This is a genomic window from Kitasatospora sp. NPDC048662 (assembly GCF_055587065.1).
Map to the genome: position 1 here is coordinate 1,122,109 of NZ_JBVJHA010000001.1, position 15,815 is coordinate 1,137,923.

16 protein-coding genes, 1 tRNA gene and 4 pseudogenes are annotated in these 15,815 nt (G+C 71.6%); 14 read left to right on the forward strand and 7 right to left on the reverse strand.

The genetic code is table 11. The features are described 5' to 3' along the window. Together ACZ6R9_RS05420 and ACZ6R9_RS05425 are read left to right on the forward strand one after the other, a co-directional pair. A pseudogene (locus ACZ6R9_RS05420) lies at positions 1–290 on the forward strand (DEAD/DEAH box helicase); the annotation flags it as partial. Positions 291–456: 166 nt separating this feature from the next. Next, positions 457–1,272: a TIGR02452 family protein gene (locus ACZ6R9_RS05425; RefSeq protein ID WP_380479939.1), complete on the forward strand. Its 816-nt coding sequence runs from the start codon at positions 457–459 to the stop codon at positions 1,270–1,272. 4 nt (positions 1,273–1,276) lie between these two features. On the opposite strand, the gene ACZ6R9_RS05430 is transcribed toward ACZ6R9_RS05425, so the two are convergent. The 3 genes from ACZ6R9_RS05430 to ACZ6R9_RS05440 form a co-directional block, all read right to left on the reverse strand. Next, positions 1,277–1,576 (reverse strand): hypothetical protein, encoded by a 300-nt coding sequence (locus tag ACZ6R9_RS05430; protein WP_380479937.1) that lies wholly within the window; start codon positions 1,574–1,576, stop codon positions 1,277–1,279. Between the two features lie 140 nt (positions 1,577–1,716). Then, positions 1,717–2,418 (reverse strand): tyrosine-protein phosphatase, encoded by a 702-nt coding sequence (locus tag ACZ6R9_RS05435; RefSeq protein ID WP_465536651.1) that lies wholly within the window; start codon positions 2,416–2,418, stop codon positions 1,717–1,719. A 93-nt stretch (positions 2,419–2,511) separates the two neighbouring features. Then, a complete protein-coding gene (locus tag ACZ6R9_RS05440) occupies positions 2,512–3,264 on the reverse strand; it encodes an SDR family oxidoreductase (RefSeq protein ID WP_380479931.1) in 753 nt (250 codons plus the stop codon). A gap of 101 nt (positions 3,265–3,365) precedes the next feature. Here ACZ6R9_RS05440 and ACZ6R9_RS05445 point away from each other — a divergent pair, with 101 nt between their 5' ends. Further along, complete coding sequence (locus ACZ6R9_RS05445; RefSeq protein WP_465536653.1) at positions 3,366–3,980, forward strand: transglutaminase domain-containing protein; 615 nt, start codon at positions 3,366–3,368, stop codon at positions 3,978–3,980. Here the strand turns inward: ACZ6R9_RS05445 and ACZ6R9_RS05450 are convergent. Then, positions 3,947–5,164, reverse strand: coding sequence for a DNA glycosylase AlkZ-like family protein (locus tag ACZ6R9_RS05450; RefSeq protein WP_465536655.1), 1,218 nt, complete (start codon positions 5,162–5,164; stop codon positions 3,947–3,949). The genes ACZ6R9_RS05445 and ACZ6R9_RS05450 overlap by 34 nt on opposite strands. A gap of 241 nt (positions 5,165–5,405) precedes the next feature. Between ACZ6R9_RS05450 and ACZ6R9_RS05455 the strand changes: the two genes are divergently transcribed. The 3 genes from ACZ6R9_RS05455 (at position 5,406) to ACZ6R9_RS05465 (ending at position 7,115) form a co-directional block, all read left to right on the forward strand. After that, positions 5,406–6,077 (forward strand): nucleotidyltransferase domain-containing protein, encoded by a 672-nt coding sequence (locus ACZ6R9_RS05455; protein ID WP_380479925.1) that lies wholly within the window; start codon positions 5,406–5,408, stop codon positions 6,075–6,077. Positions 6,078–6,201: 124 nt separating this feature from the next. Beyond that, positions 6,202–6,274 (forward strand) — tRNA-Lys (locus ACZ6R9_RS05460). A 277-nt stretch (positions 6,275–6,551) separates the two neighbouring features. Next, positions 6,552–7,115 (forward strand): HD domain-containing protein, encoded by a 564-nt coding sequence (locus tag ACZ6R9_RS05465; RefSeq protein WP_380479923.1) that lies wholly within the window; start codon positions 6,552–6,554, stop codon positions 7,113–7,115. Here ACZ6R9_RS05465 and ACZ6R9_RS05470 read toward each other — a convergent pair. Both ACZ6R9_RS05470 and ACZ6R9_RS05475 read right to left on the reverse strand, forming a co-directional pair. After that, positions 7,103–7,570 (reverse strand): NUDIX hydrolase, encoded by a 468-nt coding sequence (locus ACZ6R9_RS05470; RefSeq protein ID WP_380479921.1) that lies wholly within the window; start codon positions 7,568–7,570, stop codon positions 7,103–7,105. The two genes, ACZ6R9_RS05465 and ACZ6R9_RS05470, sit on opposite strands and share 13 nt — an antisense overlap. Next, a pseudogene (locus ACZ6R9_RS05475) lies at positions 7,557–8,280 on the reverse strand (XRE family transcriptional regulator). Before ACZ6R9_RS05475 ends, ACZ6R9_RS05470 begins: the two are co-directional and overlap by 14 nt. Before the next feature lie 96 nt (positions 8,281–8,376). On the opposite strand from ACZ6R9_RS05475, the gene ACZ6R9_RS05480 reads away from it, so the two are divergent. From ACZ6R9_RS05480 to ACZ6R9_RS05515, 8 genes and pseudogenes are all read left to right on the forward strand, one after another. Beyond that, entirely contained in the window at positions 8,377–9,072 is a 696-nt protein-coding gene (locus ACZ6R9_RS05480; protein WP_380479917.1) for an HAD family hydrolase, read from the forward strand. 121 nt (positions 9,073–9,193) lie between these two features. Further along, positions 9,194–9,604 (forward strand): annotated as a pseudogene (locus ACZ6R9_RS05485) (radical SAM protein); the annotation flags it as partial. Between the two features lie 392 nt (positions 9,605–9,996). Further along, a pseudogene (locus ACZ6R9_RS05490) lies at positions 9,997–10,209 on the forward strand (adenylyl cyclase); the annotation flags it as partial. A 15-nt stretch (positions 10,210–10,224) separates the two neighbouring features. After that, positions 10,225–10,596, forward strand: coding sequence for a hypothetical protein (locus ACZ6R9_RS05495; RefSeq protein WP_380479915.1), 372 nt, complete (start codon positions 10,225–10,227; stop codon positions 10,594–10,596). Positions 10,597–10,659: 63 nt separating this feature from the next. Continuing rightward, complete coding sequence (locus ACZ6R9_RS05500; RefSeq protein ID WP_465536659.1) at positions 10,660–11,244, forward strand: hypothetical protein; 585 nt, start codon at positions 10,660–10,662, stop codon at positions 11,242–11,244. 116 nt (positions 11,245–11,360) lie between these two features. After that, complete coding sequence (locus tag ACZ6R9_RS05505; protein ID WP_465536661.1) at positions 11,361–12,404, forward strand: glycosyltransferase family 4 protein; 1,044 nt, start codon at positions 11,361–11,363, stop codon at positions 12,402–12,404. 54 nt (positions 12,405–12,458) lie between these two features. Continuing rightward, a complete protein-coding gene (locus ACZ6R9_RS05510) occupies positions 12,459–13,340 on the forward strand; it encodes a radical SAM protein (RefSeq protein WP_465536663.1) in 882 nt (293 codons plus the stop codon). Beyond that, on the forward strand, positions 13,337–14,002 hold the full coding sequence (locus tag ACZ6R9_RS05515) for a PIG-L deacetylase family protein (RefSeq protein WP_465536665.1): 666 nt from the start codon (positions 13,337–13,339) through the stop codon (positions 14,000–14,002). Before ACZ6R9_RS05510 ends, ACZ6R9_RS05515 begins: the two co-directional genes overlap by 4 nt. A 12-nt stretch (positions 14,003–14,014) precedes the next feature. Here ACZ6R9_RS05515 and ACZ6R9_RS05520 read toward each other — a convergent pair whose 3' ends face one another. After that, positions 14,015–15,721, reverse strand: a complete 1,707-nt coding sequence (locus ACZ6R9_RS05520) for a proline--tRNA ligase (protein ID WP_465536667.1) — start codon at positions 15,719–15,721, stop codon at positions 14,015–14,017. Between the last annotated feature and the right edge of the window lie 94 nt (positions 15,722–15,815).

The following is a 15,815-nucleotide window of genomic DNA, read 5'->3' on the forward strand; positions in this document are numbered from 1 at the left end:
GTGACCGTGACCGTGGCTTCAACCGTGACGACCGTGGTGGCCGTTCCTTCGGTGACCGTGAGCGTGGCGGCTTCAACCGTGAGGACCGTGGCGGCTTCAACGGCGGCGACCGTGGCGGCCGTCCGTTCGCCCGCCGCGACGACCACCGCTCCGGCGGCCGTCCGCAGGGTGGCTTCAACCGTGACGACCGTGGTGGCCGTTCCTTCGGTGACCGTGAGCGCGGCGGCTTCAACCGCGAGGACCGTGGCGGCTTCAACGGCGGCGACCGCAAGCCGCGTTGGAAGAACTGACGCTCTGCCTGAGCACTGACCGGGCCCGCTCCACTTCGGTGGGGCGGGCCCGTCCGCGTTCCCCGGCGGGCCGGTCGGCGTTCCCCGGCGGGCCCGTCCGCGTTCCCCGGCGGGCGGGCGGAAATACGTTGGTCGGGGCGGAAGCCGACGGGCTAGCGTGCCCGGCATGAGCAACAGGCAGCGGGCACTCGCCACGCAGAACGAGGAGATCGCCGACCGGGGCGAGTACCGGTGCACGGACGGGACGGCAGTGCGGATCGCCGAGGAGCTGGCCGAGGCCCGCGCCGGGACGGTGTCCTACCCGCCGGAGGCCGAGTTCGGGGCCGGGCCGGGCCCGCTGCGCGGGGCCGCCGAGGTGACGGGGGAGGGCAGCATGCAGGCCGCCCAGCGGCTGGTGGCGGACGGCGGGCGGAGCGTCGCGGTGCTGAACTTCGCGTCCGCGCGCAACCCCGGCGGCGGGTACCTGCGCGGCGCCAAGGCCCAGGAGGAGGACGTCTGCCGCGCCGCGCTGCTGTACCGCTGCCTGCTGGAGGCCCCCGACTACTACGAGGCGCACCGGGCCTCCACGGACCTGCACTACAGCCACCGGGTGATCTGGTCGCCGGGCGTGCCGGTGATCCGGGACGGGCACGGGGAGCTGCTGGCCCGCACGCACCGGGTCGGCTTCCTCACCTCGCCGGCGCCCAACGCGGGCCAGCTGGCGCTGCGTTCGCCCGGCCGGGCGCTCGACCTCGGGCCGGTGCTGGCCGAGCGGGCCGCCCGGGTGCTGGCGGTGGCCGCCCGGCACGGGGCGCGCGAACTGGTGCTCGGCGCCTGGGGCTGCGGGGTGTTCCGCAACGACCCGGCCGAGGTCGCGGACGCGTTCGGGCAGGCGCTGGACGCGTGGGGCGCGGCCTTCGACCGGGTGGTGTTCGCGGTCTGGGACCGCAGCGTTCCCTCGGCGAACCGGGCGGCCTTCGAGGCGCGGTTCGCCGCCCGCTGAGGAGTTACTCGCCGGTGGCCAGCACCGAGGCGGTGGCCACCACACCGGTGACGGTGAGGACGGCCGGCCAGGCGCCGATCTTCTTCGCCAGCGGGTGCGAGCCGCCGAACGCCGCCAGGTAGAGCGTGGTCAGGCCGGCCGCGACGGGCGTGCCCGAGCGGCGCTGCCAGCGCACGGCGGCCGCCGTCCCGGCAACGGCCAGAACGGCGCCGCCCAGCTCACGCCGGCCGCTGAACCGGGCGGTGGCGTAGCCGCCGATCAGACCGGCGGCGGCGACGGCGGCGGTGACGGGGAAGCGGGCCATGGGACGGACTCCTTCGGACGGCTGGTGGACACCTGCGCGGACGGCTCCGACACCGGACCGGACGCACCGCCCACGGTAACGCGCCCAACAAGCCGAGCCACCGGGAGGGAACGGCAGTCGGGCTCGCTCCCGAGGCCGGCTCACTCCGGGCGCAGGGTGCGCAGTGCGGCGAGGTCCTCGGTGTTGGCGCCGTGGTTGAGGAGGTAGGTGTCGAGGGTGCCGTGGAGTTCCTCGATGCGGGCCAGGGCGGAGGCCAGGTGGGTGGCTTCGACGGGGCGGGAGAGGCGTTCCGCGCCGGCGGCGTCCAGGTAGGGGACGGGGCCGTTGTCGAGGCCGAGGCCGAGGTTGGAGCGGAGGAAGTCGGCGGTGACGTCGGCCGCCGGCAGGCCGGCCAGGGTCTGCAGGACGGCGATGGTCAGGCCGGTGCGGTCCTTGCCGACGGCGCAGTGGACCAGGACCGGGGAGTCGGTGGCCAGCGCCCGGACGGCGGCGGCGACGGCGACGCCGCCGGTCTCGGCCATGAACGGGTAGAGCGCGGCCTGGTCCTCGGGCCAGGCCAGCTCGGTGGTGGCCGGGTCGGGGAGCATCGGTGCGTGCAGGTAGTGGACGTCCTCGCCGATCGGGCGGTCGGGCCAGTGAGCGAGCTCGGCGACGCTGCGCAGATCGACGACCGTTCGGATGCCGAGTTCCGCCAGGCGGGCCGCGCCCTCGTCGGTGAGCCGGTTGAGGCTCGCCGAGCGGTAGAGCAGCCCGGGGCGGTACACGCCCGCTCCGGCGTCGCGGAGGTTGAGCACGTCGGGGATGTCGAGGAACGGCGTGGCGGCGATTTCGGTCTCGGTCATGCCGCCCACCGTAGGGGCGGTGGGCGGCGACGCGCCGGGGCGTTGACCGAACCGGTATCGCGGCAACGCGTGATGTTCATACCTGGCGGCGGGTCAGCGGCCGCCGGCCACGTCCAGGAAGGAACCGGTGATGTAGGAGGCGCCGGGGGAGAGCAGGTACAGGATCGCCTCGGCCACCTCCTCGGGCTGGCCGCCGCGCCCCATCGGCAAGTTGGGGGCGACCCGGTCGACCCGGCCGGGCTCGCCGCCGAGCGCGTGGATGTCGGTGTGGATCAGGCCGGGCCGGACGGCGTTCACCCGGATTCCCTCGGCCGCCACCTCCAGCGACAGGCCCCGGGTCATCGAGTCCAACGCGCCCTTGGACGCCGCGTAGTCCACGTACTCGCCCGGCGATCCGAGCCGGGACGCCGCCGAGCCGACGTTGACGATCGCCCCGCCCCGGCCGCCGTACCGGGTGGACATTCGGCGCACCGCTGCGGCCGCGCACAGGAACGGGCCGGTGATGTTGGCCGCCCAGATCCGGTTCAGCCGGTCCTCGTCGAGCTCGTCCAGCCGGCACTGCTTCTCCAGCGTGCCCGCGTTGTTCACCAGCGCGGTGAGCGGCCCGAGTTCGCGCTCCGCGGTGTCGAACAGCCGCTCCACCTCGGCGGTGGTGCTGACGTCCGCCCGGACCGCGACGGCGGTACCGCCAGCGGCGCGGATCCGTTCCACCACGCCGTCCGCCGAGGCCTGGTCGGCACGGTAGTTGACGCACACCCGGTAGCCGCGTTCGCCCGCCAGCAGGGCGGTGGCCGCTCCGATGCCGCGCCCGCCGCCGGTGACCACCAGTACTTCGTCCTGTGCCATGCCGCCCGCTCCCTTCGTCCACGGAACCGATACGACCGACGGTAGTCCATGGGGTGAAATCCCTTTGCCCGGCGGCGAGTCGGCGACGCAGCATCACTGCCATGGACCCTTCCGTCTCCCCGCACGGCCCGCTCCGGGCCGACCGCCCCGACCTCGACGCGTACCTGGCCGCCGACGAGGCGATCGACCACCGGCACCCCGCCGTGGTGGAGCGCGCCGCCGCGCTGCGGCGGGCCGACCCGGTGGCGACCGCCGAGGCGGTGTTCGGCTTCGTCCGCGACCGGATCGACCACTCGGCCGACGTCGGCCGCTGGTCGGCCGCCTACCGGGCCTCGGACGTGCTGGCCGCCGGCAACGCGGTCTGCCACGGCAAGGCCCACCTGCTGGCGGCGCTGCTGCGCGCCAACGGCGTCCCCGCCGGGCTGTGCTACCAGCGACTGGAGGTGCTGCACGGCCTCAACGGCGTTCTGCTGCCCGGCAGTTCGTGGTGGGTCCGGCTGGACGGCCGGGGCAGCCGGAACGGCGCGGACGGGCAGTTCGCCACCACCCCCGCCACCGAGCGGCCCGCCTGGACCAACGACCCGGCGCTCGGCCGGCACCACTACTCCACGCTGTACGCCGCCCCGCCGCCGGTACTTCTGGACGGCCTGCGCCGGGCCCGGCCGGGTACCGCCGGGTTCGGCTACCTTCCTCCCGAACTCCCGGGCGTGGCATAGCGGTTGGCGGTGCGCAGCGCGGCGAGCTTCGGGGCGCGGCTCCTCGGCGAGTCCAGGCCGAAGCTCCGTGCGTCGCCCAATTCCTCGCGGACGAAGGTCTCGACGGCGTCGATGGTGGCGCGCAGCGCGGCGTCCATCGGCACGAACGACTGGTGCACCAGCTCCCGCTGTTCGGGGTCGTACTCCCAGAAGCCGACGATCCGGCCGCGGTCCACCACCAGGTGGGTCGACGGGTCGGCCTCGCTGCCGAAGCTCCGCCCCGTCCGGGACGCCGGGGCGAGACGGTTGGCGTCCCGCTCGTCGATCAGCCGCGGCAGGTCGCGGTGCAGCAGGTGCAGGCCGTCGATGCCCGCCACCAGGGCGTACGCGGGCTGCTCCGGGATGGCGAACTCGTGGAACTCGTCGGCGAGTTCGGCGGGCAGCAGCAGCTCGGTGCCGGGCAGCTCGACCAGGCGCAGCGGGGCCAGCGCGGCCTTCGCGGTGGCCGCGTTGAAGCCGGAGAACCAGCGGAAGTGCCGCACCGAGGCGGGCGCTGCCCAGGAGAAGTAGCGCCGGGCCAGGTCGGCGGCCTCGCCGTGCACCGCCTGGTCCCAGCGCAGGTAGCCGTACCGTTGCTGGTCCAGCCGCCCGTTCACCGGCACCCGGCGGATCAGGCCGCGCGCCTGCAACAGCCCCAGCGCCAGCGGCAGCGTGGTCGACACGCCGCGCTTGCGCCCCGCCTCGCCCAGCGGGCGGGCCGCGCCGCCGGCCAGGGTGCGGATCTGCTGCGGGCCCAACGGCTCGGTGTCGGACAGCAGTTCGGACACCGCCAGGCAGAGCTGCTCGACCTCGTCCCTGGTCACCCCGAGATGGCGCACCGCCGCGGCGATCTCCGACTCGGCGACGCCCGCGCCCGCCGCCAGACCCAGTGCGAAGTCCTGCGCCGGCAGCACGTACGTACAGCCCCGGGCCGCGGGCAACTCCTGCACCTCCACGGCCGCGAGCGCCGCGTCCACCGCCGCCCGGCCCAGACCCGCCCGCGCGAACAGCCCCAGGTACGGCGCCGCACCACCCACCGAACGGGCCCACCCCGTCGCCGCCAACACCTCGGCCGGGGACGCCCCTTGGTGCACGCCACCGTCCAGCCACTGCCGGTGCGCCCACCAGGCCCGGAGCTTCGCCGCCGGGATCTCGCCGTTCGCCATGCGCCCAGTATCGGCGCGGGGCGTTGCCGGGCCGAGCACCGTCGGTGACGGTCGTGTCGGCCGGCTGCCGTCCGGGGTGTTGCCGGGCCGAGGGCCGGTGGTGACGGCCGTGTCGGCCCGCGCTGCTGGCCCGCTGCTGGCCCGCTGTCGTCAGGCTGTCGTCCGGGGGCGGAAATCGCTCGCGCGTGCGGGTCGTGCGGGGCGAGACTGTCGGAAACCGCTCTCGACAAGGTGACCTCCCGTGCACGTCCTGCTCTCCGGCACAGTCGGCTCCACCGCGTACGGCCTGGCGCACGCCGGCTCCGACCTGGACCGGCTCGGCCTGTTCGCCGCGCCCACCGTCGCCTTCCACGGCCTGCACCGGCCCGTCGAGTCCCACGTCACCACCGCGCCGGACCGCACCCTGCACGAAGCCGCCAAATGGTGTCGGCTCGCCCTCTCCGGCAACCCCACCGCCAGCGAACTGGTCTGGCTGCCCGCGGAGTTGTACGAGGTCCGGACGCCACTCGGCGAAGAACTGATCGGCCTGCGGGAAACCTTCCTGAGCGGCCCCGCGGTCCGCAGCGCCTACCTCGGCTACGCCCGGCAGCAGTTCCGCAAGCTCGCCGCCCGCGACCGCACCGATCCGGCGGGCGCCGCCCGCGCCGCCAAACACGCCCGGCACCTGGTCCGCCTGGTTCACCAGGGCGTCACCCTGCACGAGACCGGCCGACTGGAGATCCGCCTCCCCGACCCGGACCGGGTGCGCGCCCTCGGCGAGCAGTACGCACAGTGCCCGGAGGACGCCACCGCCCTCCTCGCCGACGCCGAAGCCCGATTCGACCGCCCCGGCGTCCTGCCCACCGCACCCGACGAACGCCCCGCCGAGAGCTGGCTCCGCAAGGTCCGCGCCGCCCACCTCCCCACCACCTGACCACCCGCCACCCCTGCCCCCCACCCACCCCCGACCCGCTCGGCCATCCGCTGGCCAACTCCCGCCGGGCACCAGGTAGGATCACCCCGGCAGGCGTTGTCCCACGAGGCCCACACCTGCCACCGGGCCGCTAGCTCAATTGGCAGAGCTGCGGACTTTTAATCCGTAGGTTCAGGGTTCGAACCCCTGGCGGCCCACCGCAGTCGAGGCCAGGTCGGACACCGTCTGACCTGGCCTTCTGCGTGTCAGGGGCGATCTCGGTACGGTTCACGGCCGCTGGCGGTGCGAGTGGAATGCCCGAATGGCGAACCGGTACGGCGATACGCTCGCAGAGGTGTCCCGGGCCACGCGCACCGATCACCGATCCTTTCGATGGAGACTCCTGCCGTGACATTGCGCCGCCGCCGCACACGCCCTCAGCAGATCACCTGAGTCCATGCGTAGCGGTCGCCGACATGGGGAAACCATCGGCGCATGAGCGAAGAACCAGCTTCATGGGCCTGGACGGTGGCGAGGCACGAGCTTGCCGAGTCGTTGCCCCGCCGCTGGGCACATACCCAAGGCGTGGCAGAACGCGCCGGCTGTCTCGCAGGGGTTCTCGGCGAGGAGTCCGGGCTGCTCGTCAGCGCGGCTCTGCTGCACGACGTCGGTTACGCGCCGCGGCTGGCGGCGACGGGGTTCCACCCGCTCGACGGCGCGCGGTTCCTCCGGGACGCCCACGGCGCAGACGGTCGGCTGACGCGGTTGGTGGCGAACCACTCGTTCGCGCTGCTCGAAGCCGAGGAACGCGGCCTCCGGGACGTTCTGGAGGCCGAATTCCCTTTGCTGGAAGACCAGTTCCTGGTGGACGCCCTGGTGTGGTGCGACATGACGACGACGCCCGACGGCACCCCGACCACCGCCGACGCGCGTGTGGCGGAGATCCTCGGCCGCTACGGGGCGGAGAGCGTGGTGGGTCGGTTCATCGGTCGGGCGTCGCCGGAGATCTTCGCGGCGGTGGCGCGGGTGGAGGCGGCGCTGGTGGTTCAGCCGAGGTAGGGGTAGGTGCCGGCGAGGTAGTCGCCGATCTGCTGGCGCATGCTGGCGTGGATGTCGTAGCGGTCGAGGTCGGCGGGCTGGATGAAGCGGACGCCGTCGGCTTCGTCGTTGATCGTGGGCTCGCCTCCGACCGGGCGGCCGATGTACGTGTTCTCGTACTGCTGGCGGATCTCGCCGTCGGTGTAGGCGACGATGTGGTTCGGGTTGGTGTAGACGCCGAGGAAGCCGGTGATCTCGGCGACGATGCCGGTCTCCTCCAGGCACTCGCGCACCGCGCACTGGGCGGCGGTCTCGCCGATGTCCTGGGCGCCGCCGGGCAGGGCCCACTGGCCGGTGTCGCGGCGGCGCTGGAGCAGGATCGCACCGGATTCGTCGACGACGAGCAGGTTGCTGGCGGGGATGAGGGTGTTGGCCTTGGGGGCGCTGGGGTCGTTGTAGTACTCAGTCCTGCCCACGGGCGGTGGTCCCCTCCTGGTCGGGTGTCCAGAGCCGGGCGTCGGCCCAGACGGCGTCGAAGCTCTGAGCGTAGTTGTCGAACCAGCCGGTGGCGTCCACCCGCTTGAGGTGGAACAGCGGGTTGGCGCTGGCCGGCTGGCCGAAGACGTGCGGGTTGACCAGCAGCTCGTCGTCGTAGCGGAACAGCGAGCTGTACAGCGTGGTGTCGTGGAGTCTCACCTCGCAGCCGTTCTTCGGAAGCAGAGATCGGTAGTAGGTGAGCGAGGCGCGAATCTTGGCCGCGAGAGTGTCGCCGATGCCCTCCTCGCGACCTCTGAGCGCGGCGGCGTGCCCGTGCGGGTCGCCGAAGCACAGCCGGACCTGGACGCCGTCGGCCGCGCGTTCGGCGAGCGAGCACGTCGATCCGCTGCCGGGCCTCCCTCAACAAGGTCAGCCAGGTGTCGCGGGGCACGCTGGCCCGGTTTTGGTAGGTGCCGACGAGTTCGGTGTCCGCCTCGGCTGTCCGCCGGCCTGCACGGGGCTGCGGGGCCGGCCAGAGGAAGGTCTCCTCGACGCGCAGGAACTGAGCGGCGCGGAATCGGTGCCTCGGATGGGGTACGCGCCCGCCGAGCCAGCGGCCTACGGTCTTCGGATCCACTTCGCATGCTTCGGCGAGCGCCTCGGGCACTACGCCCCGCTGCGCGAGTACGGAGTGAAGTCGCTCGTTCACGGAGGCTATACAAGCCGAGCCGGGCACGGCGGTGCAAGGGCGTTGCGGGACGTCCTGCTAGAGCTGACTGTGCGTCAATGTGCTTACGCTGGCGAGATGCACCTCATCGTCCTGTGGGACATCGACCACACGCTCATCGAGAACGCCGGGGTCAGCAAGGAGATCTACGCCGCCGCGTTTGCCATGCTGACCGGTGCCCCGCCGACCGCACGAGCATCGACGGAGGGCCGCACCGATCGCTTGATCATGCGGGACATGTTCCGCCGGCACGAACTCCCAGAGCCCGGTTGGCCGACCGTCGAGGCCGCCCTCACCCGGGCCGGCGAGGAGCACTTCGAACGGCTGTGCCGACGAGGGTGGGTACTTCCTGGTGTGCTCGAAGCTCTCAAAGCGGCGTCCTTCCACGCCGGTTGGGTGTCGTCGGTACTGACCGGCAACATCGCGGCGAACGCGCGGGTGAAGCTGTCGGCCTTCGGTCTGGACCCGATGCTGGATCTCGCCGTCGGGGCTTACGGAGCCGACGCCGAGCAGCGTCCCGATCTGGTCGCCGTCGCTCGCTGGCGCGTCCAGCAGCACCGCGGACTGCCCAGCGACGCCCCGGTCGTTCTGGTGGGCGACACACCGCGGGACGTCGAGGCCGCCCTCACCACCGGCGCCGGGATCGTCGCGGTCGCCTCCGGCGTCCACGGCAAGGCCGAGCTGGAAGCGGCAGGTGCTCCGGTGGTTCTGCCGGACCTGTCGGATACAGTCGGACTCCTCTCGCTGCTGGAAAACGTCCCAGGACGTCCCTGAGTCGTCCAAGTACGCGGTGATGCGGTCCTCGCGCTCTCCGCAACCATCGGGTCTCCACCAGCCGTTCGGCCGAGGGAGGCCCCACGTGATCGGGGAAGTCACCGGAATCCGCAGGATCTGGATGCTGTACCTGCAGCTGCTGTACCGCTGCAGATTCAACTGCCTGCATTGCTTCCACGGTGAGCGGCTCCAATGCACCGACGCCTTCAGCCTCCAGCAGGCGATCAACCTCCTCACCCTCATGCACCACCAGTACGAGACCGAGGCCGTGACCCTGCTCGGCGGCGAGCTGTTCGTTTACCGGGACCTGCCGCAGGTGGTCCGCTACGCGAAGCAGCAACTGGGCCTGCGGGTCGAGATCTGCTCCAACGGCCACCGGATCGAGCGTCGCCTCCACGAGATCGCCCCGTACCTCGACTTCCTGCGGATCTCGTTGGAAGGCGTCGGCGTGATCAACGATCAGATCCGCAAGGCCGGTAGCTACCAGGACGCCCTCGGCACATTCGACCTCGCACGGGAGCTGGGAGCGCGGACCGGGGCCACCATGACGGTCACTTCCCGCAACATCGACGAAGTGGTGCCGCTCGCCCACACCCTCCAGGACTCCGGCGTACGGCAGTTGAAGCTGCACCGCCTGCGGCCGGTCGGCAACTCAGCCGCCCATCCCGAGCTGCTCGTCACGGACCCCACGGCCTACACCCGCCTGCGCGCGCAACTCCGGAGCGCCGACCTGGCCATCGCGGTCGTCGTCGACGAGGACCTGTCCGCCGGTGGTGCCCCGAAGGTCTCCGTCCCCGCCGACGATCGGCGAGAGATCGAGCGGATCGAGGCGGACCCGCGGGGAGTACTCACCATGTCCTGCAAGGCGGTCGGCAACGACTCCCACGCCTTCTGGTACGACAAGCTCACCAACCGCATCCTCCACCGGACCTCCGCACCTTCGTCGAGATCGAGGGCCCCGACGAGGCCTCGGTCCGCACGGCCGCAGCCCTCCTCGGCCTGGACTACGCGGATGCCCGATTCGGTAGCGTCGACGAGGTCTACAAGAGCGAGGTCGGCCGCGACATCCTCGCCGAACCTACCCTCCTGTTCGCCGACACCGGCAAGACCGGCTCGGCCGCCCCTGCGGGCCGCTGAGCCGGGAGCCGAGCCGTGCACACGGATCTGGCCGTGCCGCACCGGGTGATCCCCGGCATCGCCGAGTTCGCCCGCGGCGGCCGGCCCGCCTCAGCGGCCATCGACGACGGAAACCACTGGGTCGACGGGTCCTGCTGGCTCTACTGCGGTCAGCAGTGGACCCGAGTTCTGTGGATCGGCCCCGCCAACGTGGCGGGCGCCCAGGCGCCCATGTTCGCCTGCGGCCCGTGCATCCAGGAACTCCAGGAACGGGTATGGCGCTCGATCCTGCTCAACGACGAGCCGTCCCAGCCGCCAGCACAACCTGTGAGCGACGAGGGCTCCGGAGCCGCCGCCAGACGGTCCGGGCGCCACCGTCGCAACAGCCGGCTCTTCCGCCGCCAGTAGACCTGCCTGGGGCCGGAGCCCGTAACACCGCAGATCACATCGGGTCGATCCGAATGGAGAGCCATGCCCGAGTTCGTGATGAAGCCGAACCTGCCCGACCCGCCGACCGGTTACCGGTACCTCGACTTCCTCGGCGGCGCGAGCCGTCTGGTCCAGGAGAACGTCTGCCGGGGCTGCTTCATGAATCTGACGGAACGGCACCTGCCCGACATCCTCGCCCCCGTGTACGACGACGGCGTCATCACCGTCAGACAGGACGCGGAGTGGGCGGTGCCCGGCTTCATGGTCGTCGGTGTCCGTCCGCACATCGGTGCCCTCGACGAGATGGACCTGCCGCTGGTCGAACGGCTCGCGCGGGTGACGCACTTCGTCCGGCGGGCCATGCGCGAGCGACTGGGCCTGACAGCCGTGCAGATGTACCAGGAGGAGAAGCTCGACCGGCCCCACTTCCACCTGTGGATGCTCCCGCTGTGGCCGGCCACCATGGCCGCTCACGACATCAACCCGCGGATCTACGAGTCCAACATCGCCCGTTACCTCACCCTGTTCACCCTCGACTCCCATGAGTCGGAGATCCGCCGCTGCGCGGACGAGGTGCGCGACTTCCTCACCGAGATGCCCGAGCTCGGCGCTGACATCCGCGCCTGAATCCGGGCGAACCTCTCCGACGGCCGTAGCCGGCCTTGCCCGCTACGGCCCGCGATCCCCATTGCCACAGGCGGCCTGCCGCGACGGTGGCCGCCGCATCGAGAGGAGCCCGAACGATGCGCATCGCACATGTGGCCCCGCTTTGGGAGAGCGTCCCTCCCCGGGGTTACGGGGCCGTCGAGTCTCTCGTCGCCGACCTCACGGCGGCCCAGGTCCTCGACGGCCACGACGTCACGGTCTTCGCCTCCGGCGACTCCAAGGTCGCCGGCAACCTCCACAGCATCGGCAGGACGGCCCTGCACGCGGACCCGAGCATCCGCGAGCCCGAGGTCTACCGGATGCTCCAGCTCCAGGAAGTCCGGGACCGCGCCGCCGAGTTCGACGTCATCCACTCGCACGTCCACTCCAACACCGGGTGCCTGGCGATCCCGGCGCTGCACGGACTGCGCTCCCCGGTGGTCCACACCGTGCACTGCTTCTTCAACGCGGACAACGCGCCGCTGTTCCGCCGGTTCGCCGCCGAGCGCTACGTGGCGATCAGCGGCGACCAGCGCTCCCACCTGCCGGAACTCAACTACCTCGGCACGGTCCACCACGGCATCGACGTGCAGGTCTTTCCCTTCGGCCGGGAGGCAGCCGAGGCGCGGCCGTACCTGGTATTCCTCGGCCGGATCCGGCCCGAGAAGGGCGTCCACGTCGCCATCGAGGCGGCACACCAGGCAGGACTGCGTCTGAAGATCGCCGGCCGGATCAAGTCCGGCGACCGGGCGTACTTCGAGCGCCAGGTCCAGCCGCACGTGGACGGCGACCGGGTGTCCTTCCTGGGCGAGCTCAACTTCCCGCAGAAGACGGCGCTGCTGGCCGGCGCCGCCGCCACCCTGATGACCTCGCTCATCCCGGAGCCGTTCGGACTCGTGCCGATCGAGTCGATGGCCTGCGGTACGCCAGTGGTGTCCCTGCGTGCCGGGGCCGCCGCCGAACTCGTCCGGGACGGCATCACCGGCTTCCTCGCCGGCAACGCCCAGCAGATGGCCGAAGCGATCCGCCGACTGCCGACGATCGACCGCTCCACCTGCCGCGCGCACGTGGCCACAGAGTTCTCGATCCGCCGGATGGCGGACGGCTACCAGGCCGCCTACCGGGCGGCCGCCCAGCGCTGATCGGTCGGCGCCGCACGGCTCAACTCCCGCCCCCACTACCTCCAGTGAGGCACCATGCGCAGTGTCATCCTCAGCGCGGGCAAGAGCTGCTTCGTGGCCTGCCCGGGCTGCTACAACTACTTCGGCCGCACGATCACCGAGACATCCCAGGTGCTCAAGTTCGCGGCCGGTCTACGCGACCGGTTCGGGATCAGGAAGATCACCGTCGGCGGCGGTGACCCGCTCACCCGGCGCGACATCGTCCCGCTCCTCACGGGCCTCAACGACCTGGGCCTGCGAATCCACCTGGACACCGTCGGCACCGCCTTCCTCGGCACGGCCCAGATCCGCTTCATGGGCACGGGCACCGTCGAACGGGTCCCGGCCGACGAGGTGGCCGCGGTGAGCGACATGATCGGCATCCCGCTCGACGGCAGCACCGACGCCGTCCAGCAGCAATTCCGCCGACACGCGACCGTCGCCTCCCAGTTGGCGGTCCTGTCTCTCCTGGACGAGGTTGGCGCCCGGATCTGCATCAACACCGTCGTCCACTCCGGCAACGCCGACGACATCGCGGCGATCGCCGATCTCCTCGGCGGCTTCGCCGGCATCAGGCAGTGGCAGCTCTTCCAGTTCATGCCGATCGGGCCCCTGGGGCACCGGAACCGCGACCGCTACCTCATCAGCGAAGACGACTTCCAACACGCCATTGACGTCGCGTACGACACCGCACCCGCGCACGTCGCGGTCTGCGCCAAGAGTGCGGGCGGCCGCAAGCACCGCTACCTGCTGATCGACTCCGCCGGCCTCGTCTGGACACCGGAGCAGTCGCAGGCCGCCTCCTGGCACAGCGAGGACGCCAACGACCGCCGGCACCTGATCGGCAACGTCAGCGACGCCGACATCCTCGACCGCCTGGCCGCACTGGAGAACGCTGGCACGGAGGTCCCGGCATGACGATCGCCAACCTGCTCGTCGTCATGGCCCATCCCGACGACGAGACCCTGCACTGCGGCGGGCTACTCCACCGCACCGCCCTTCGCGGCGGGACGACGGTCACCGTCACCCTGACCCGCGGAGGCGCGGGCCGAACCCTCGGCATGTGCACCATGGAGGAACTGCCCGCCGTCCGCGAACAGGAACTGTGCCGCGCCACCGAGGCGCTCGGAGTCACCCGCGCCGAGGTGCACGACCTGCCTGACGGTGGCCTCGCCGACCACGAGGCCACCGGGACAACCCTCGTTCTGGAAGCACTGCGCCGTTGGAAGCCCGCACGCGTGGTGGCGTTCCCGCCCAACGGAATGAACGGCCACCCGGACCACCGAGCCGCACATCGGATCGCCCTGGCCGCGCTCGACCGCTACGCCGCCGGCCCGGACGTGCTCCTGGTGACCAGCACGACCCCATACGCCGAGCCGGCCAGGCCCGGTTTCCTCGATCCCGGCCAGGTCGAGGCGACGCGGCTGCCGGCGACCCTGCGGATGCCAGTAGGCGACGCGCTGGAAGCGAAGCTGCGCGCCATGGGCCACTACGAGACCCAGGCGCGCAGCGTCGCGAAGATCTTCCGCTGCTACCCGGAAACGCTTCTCACCGAGGTGTTCCACCGGGTGTCCGGCTGACGAGCCGGCACGTCACACAGCGGCGGTCAGCAGCTTGCGGACGTGCTCCACCGCCTGGGCCACCGGCACGGACTGGGTCTCGCCGGTGGCCCGGGTGGTGACCTCGACCGTGCCGTCGGCCAGGCCGCGGGCACCGACCGTGATCCGGTACGGGATGCCGATCAGCTCGACGTCGCGGAACTTCACACCGGGCCGCTCGTCGCGGTCGTCGAGCAGCACGTCGACCCGCTCGCCCTGCAGCTGCCGGTAGAGGGTTTCGGCGGCCTCGGTCACCTTCTCGTCGCTGGTGCCGAGCATGACGACGGCCACCTCGAACGGGGCGACCGCGACAGGCCAGATGATGCCCTTGTCGTCGTGGTGCGTCTCGACGATGGACGCCAACGCGCGCTCCACGCCGATGCCATAGCTGCCCATGATCGGTGTGACGCGCTCGCCGTCCCGCCCGAGCACGGTCACCCCGAGGGTCTCGGTGTATTTGCGGCCGAGCTTGAAGATGTGGCCCACCTCGATCGTGACCACCACCTCCAGCGGAGTGCCGCACTGCGGGCAGGGCTCGCCGGCGGACACCTCGCGCAGGTCCGCCCACTGCTGCACCGCGATGTCCCGCTCGACCGACACACCGCGCAGGTGGACACCGTTGGCGTTGGCGCCGGTGGTCATGTCGGTACGGCCGCGCAGGGCCTCGTCCGCGAGGACGGGCAGCTCGGTGACGCCGACCGCGCCCAGGCTGCCGGGGGAAGCACCGAGGGCCGCCTGGATCTCCTCGGCGGTCGCGGGCCGCACCGCCTTGGCGGCGAGGGTGTCGATGAGCTTCTGCTCGACCAGGGCGTGGTCGCCGCGGACCAGGATCAGGGTCAGCCGGTCGTCAACCACGTACACGAGCGTCTTGATCTGCCGCTCGGCCGGGACGCCGTGCTGGACGGACAGTTCCTCGATGGTGCGCGCGTTTGGGGTGTCGAACCGCTCGGGGGCGTCCAGGCCCGGGCCGTCCACCACGGCGGGCAGTGCGGAGGTCGCTTTCTCGGTGTTCGCGGCGTAGTCGCAGCCGGGGCAGCGGACAACCAGGTCCTCGCCGGCGTTCGACGGGCTCATGAACTCCACCGACGCGCTGCCACCCATGCTGCCGCTGGACGCCTGCACCGGGATCGCCGGCAGCCCGAGGCGGGCGAAGATCCGCTCGTAGGCGGCCTTGTGCAGGTCGAAGGAGCGGTCGAGACCGTCGGCCTCCACGTCGAAGCTGTACGAGTCCTTCATCGTGAACTCGCGCACCCGCAGCAGACCGCTCTTCGGGCGGGCCTCGTCGCGGAACTTGGTCTGGAACTGGAACCACATCTGCGGCAGGTCCCGGTACGACTTCAGCTCCTGCGACAGGACGGTGAAGATTTCCTCGTGCGTCATGCCCAGTGCCAGGTCCGCACCCTTGCGGTCCTTGAGCCGGAACATCTCCTCGCCCATCACCTCCCAGCGCCCACTGCGCTGCCAGATCTCCGCCGGGTGCAGGGCGGGCAGGATGAATTCCTGCGCACCGATCGCGGTCATCTCCTCGCGGATGATCTCCACGATCTTGGCGCGGACGCGCACCGCCAGCGGCAGCAGGGAGTAGTGGCCGGCCATCAGCTGCCGGACGAACCCTCCTCTCACCAGCAGGCGGTGGCTCACCGCATCCGCGTCCGCCGGGTCTTCCCGGAGAGTGGGCACGTACAGCTGGGACCAGCGCATCGGACCGGAGACCGTCCTCTCGGTGAAACTGCGGAGTGTCGCGGCGGCGCTCTCGCCGGCATCACGACGGGGACCGCAGTCTAGTGGCGGAGTG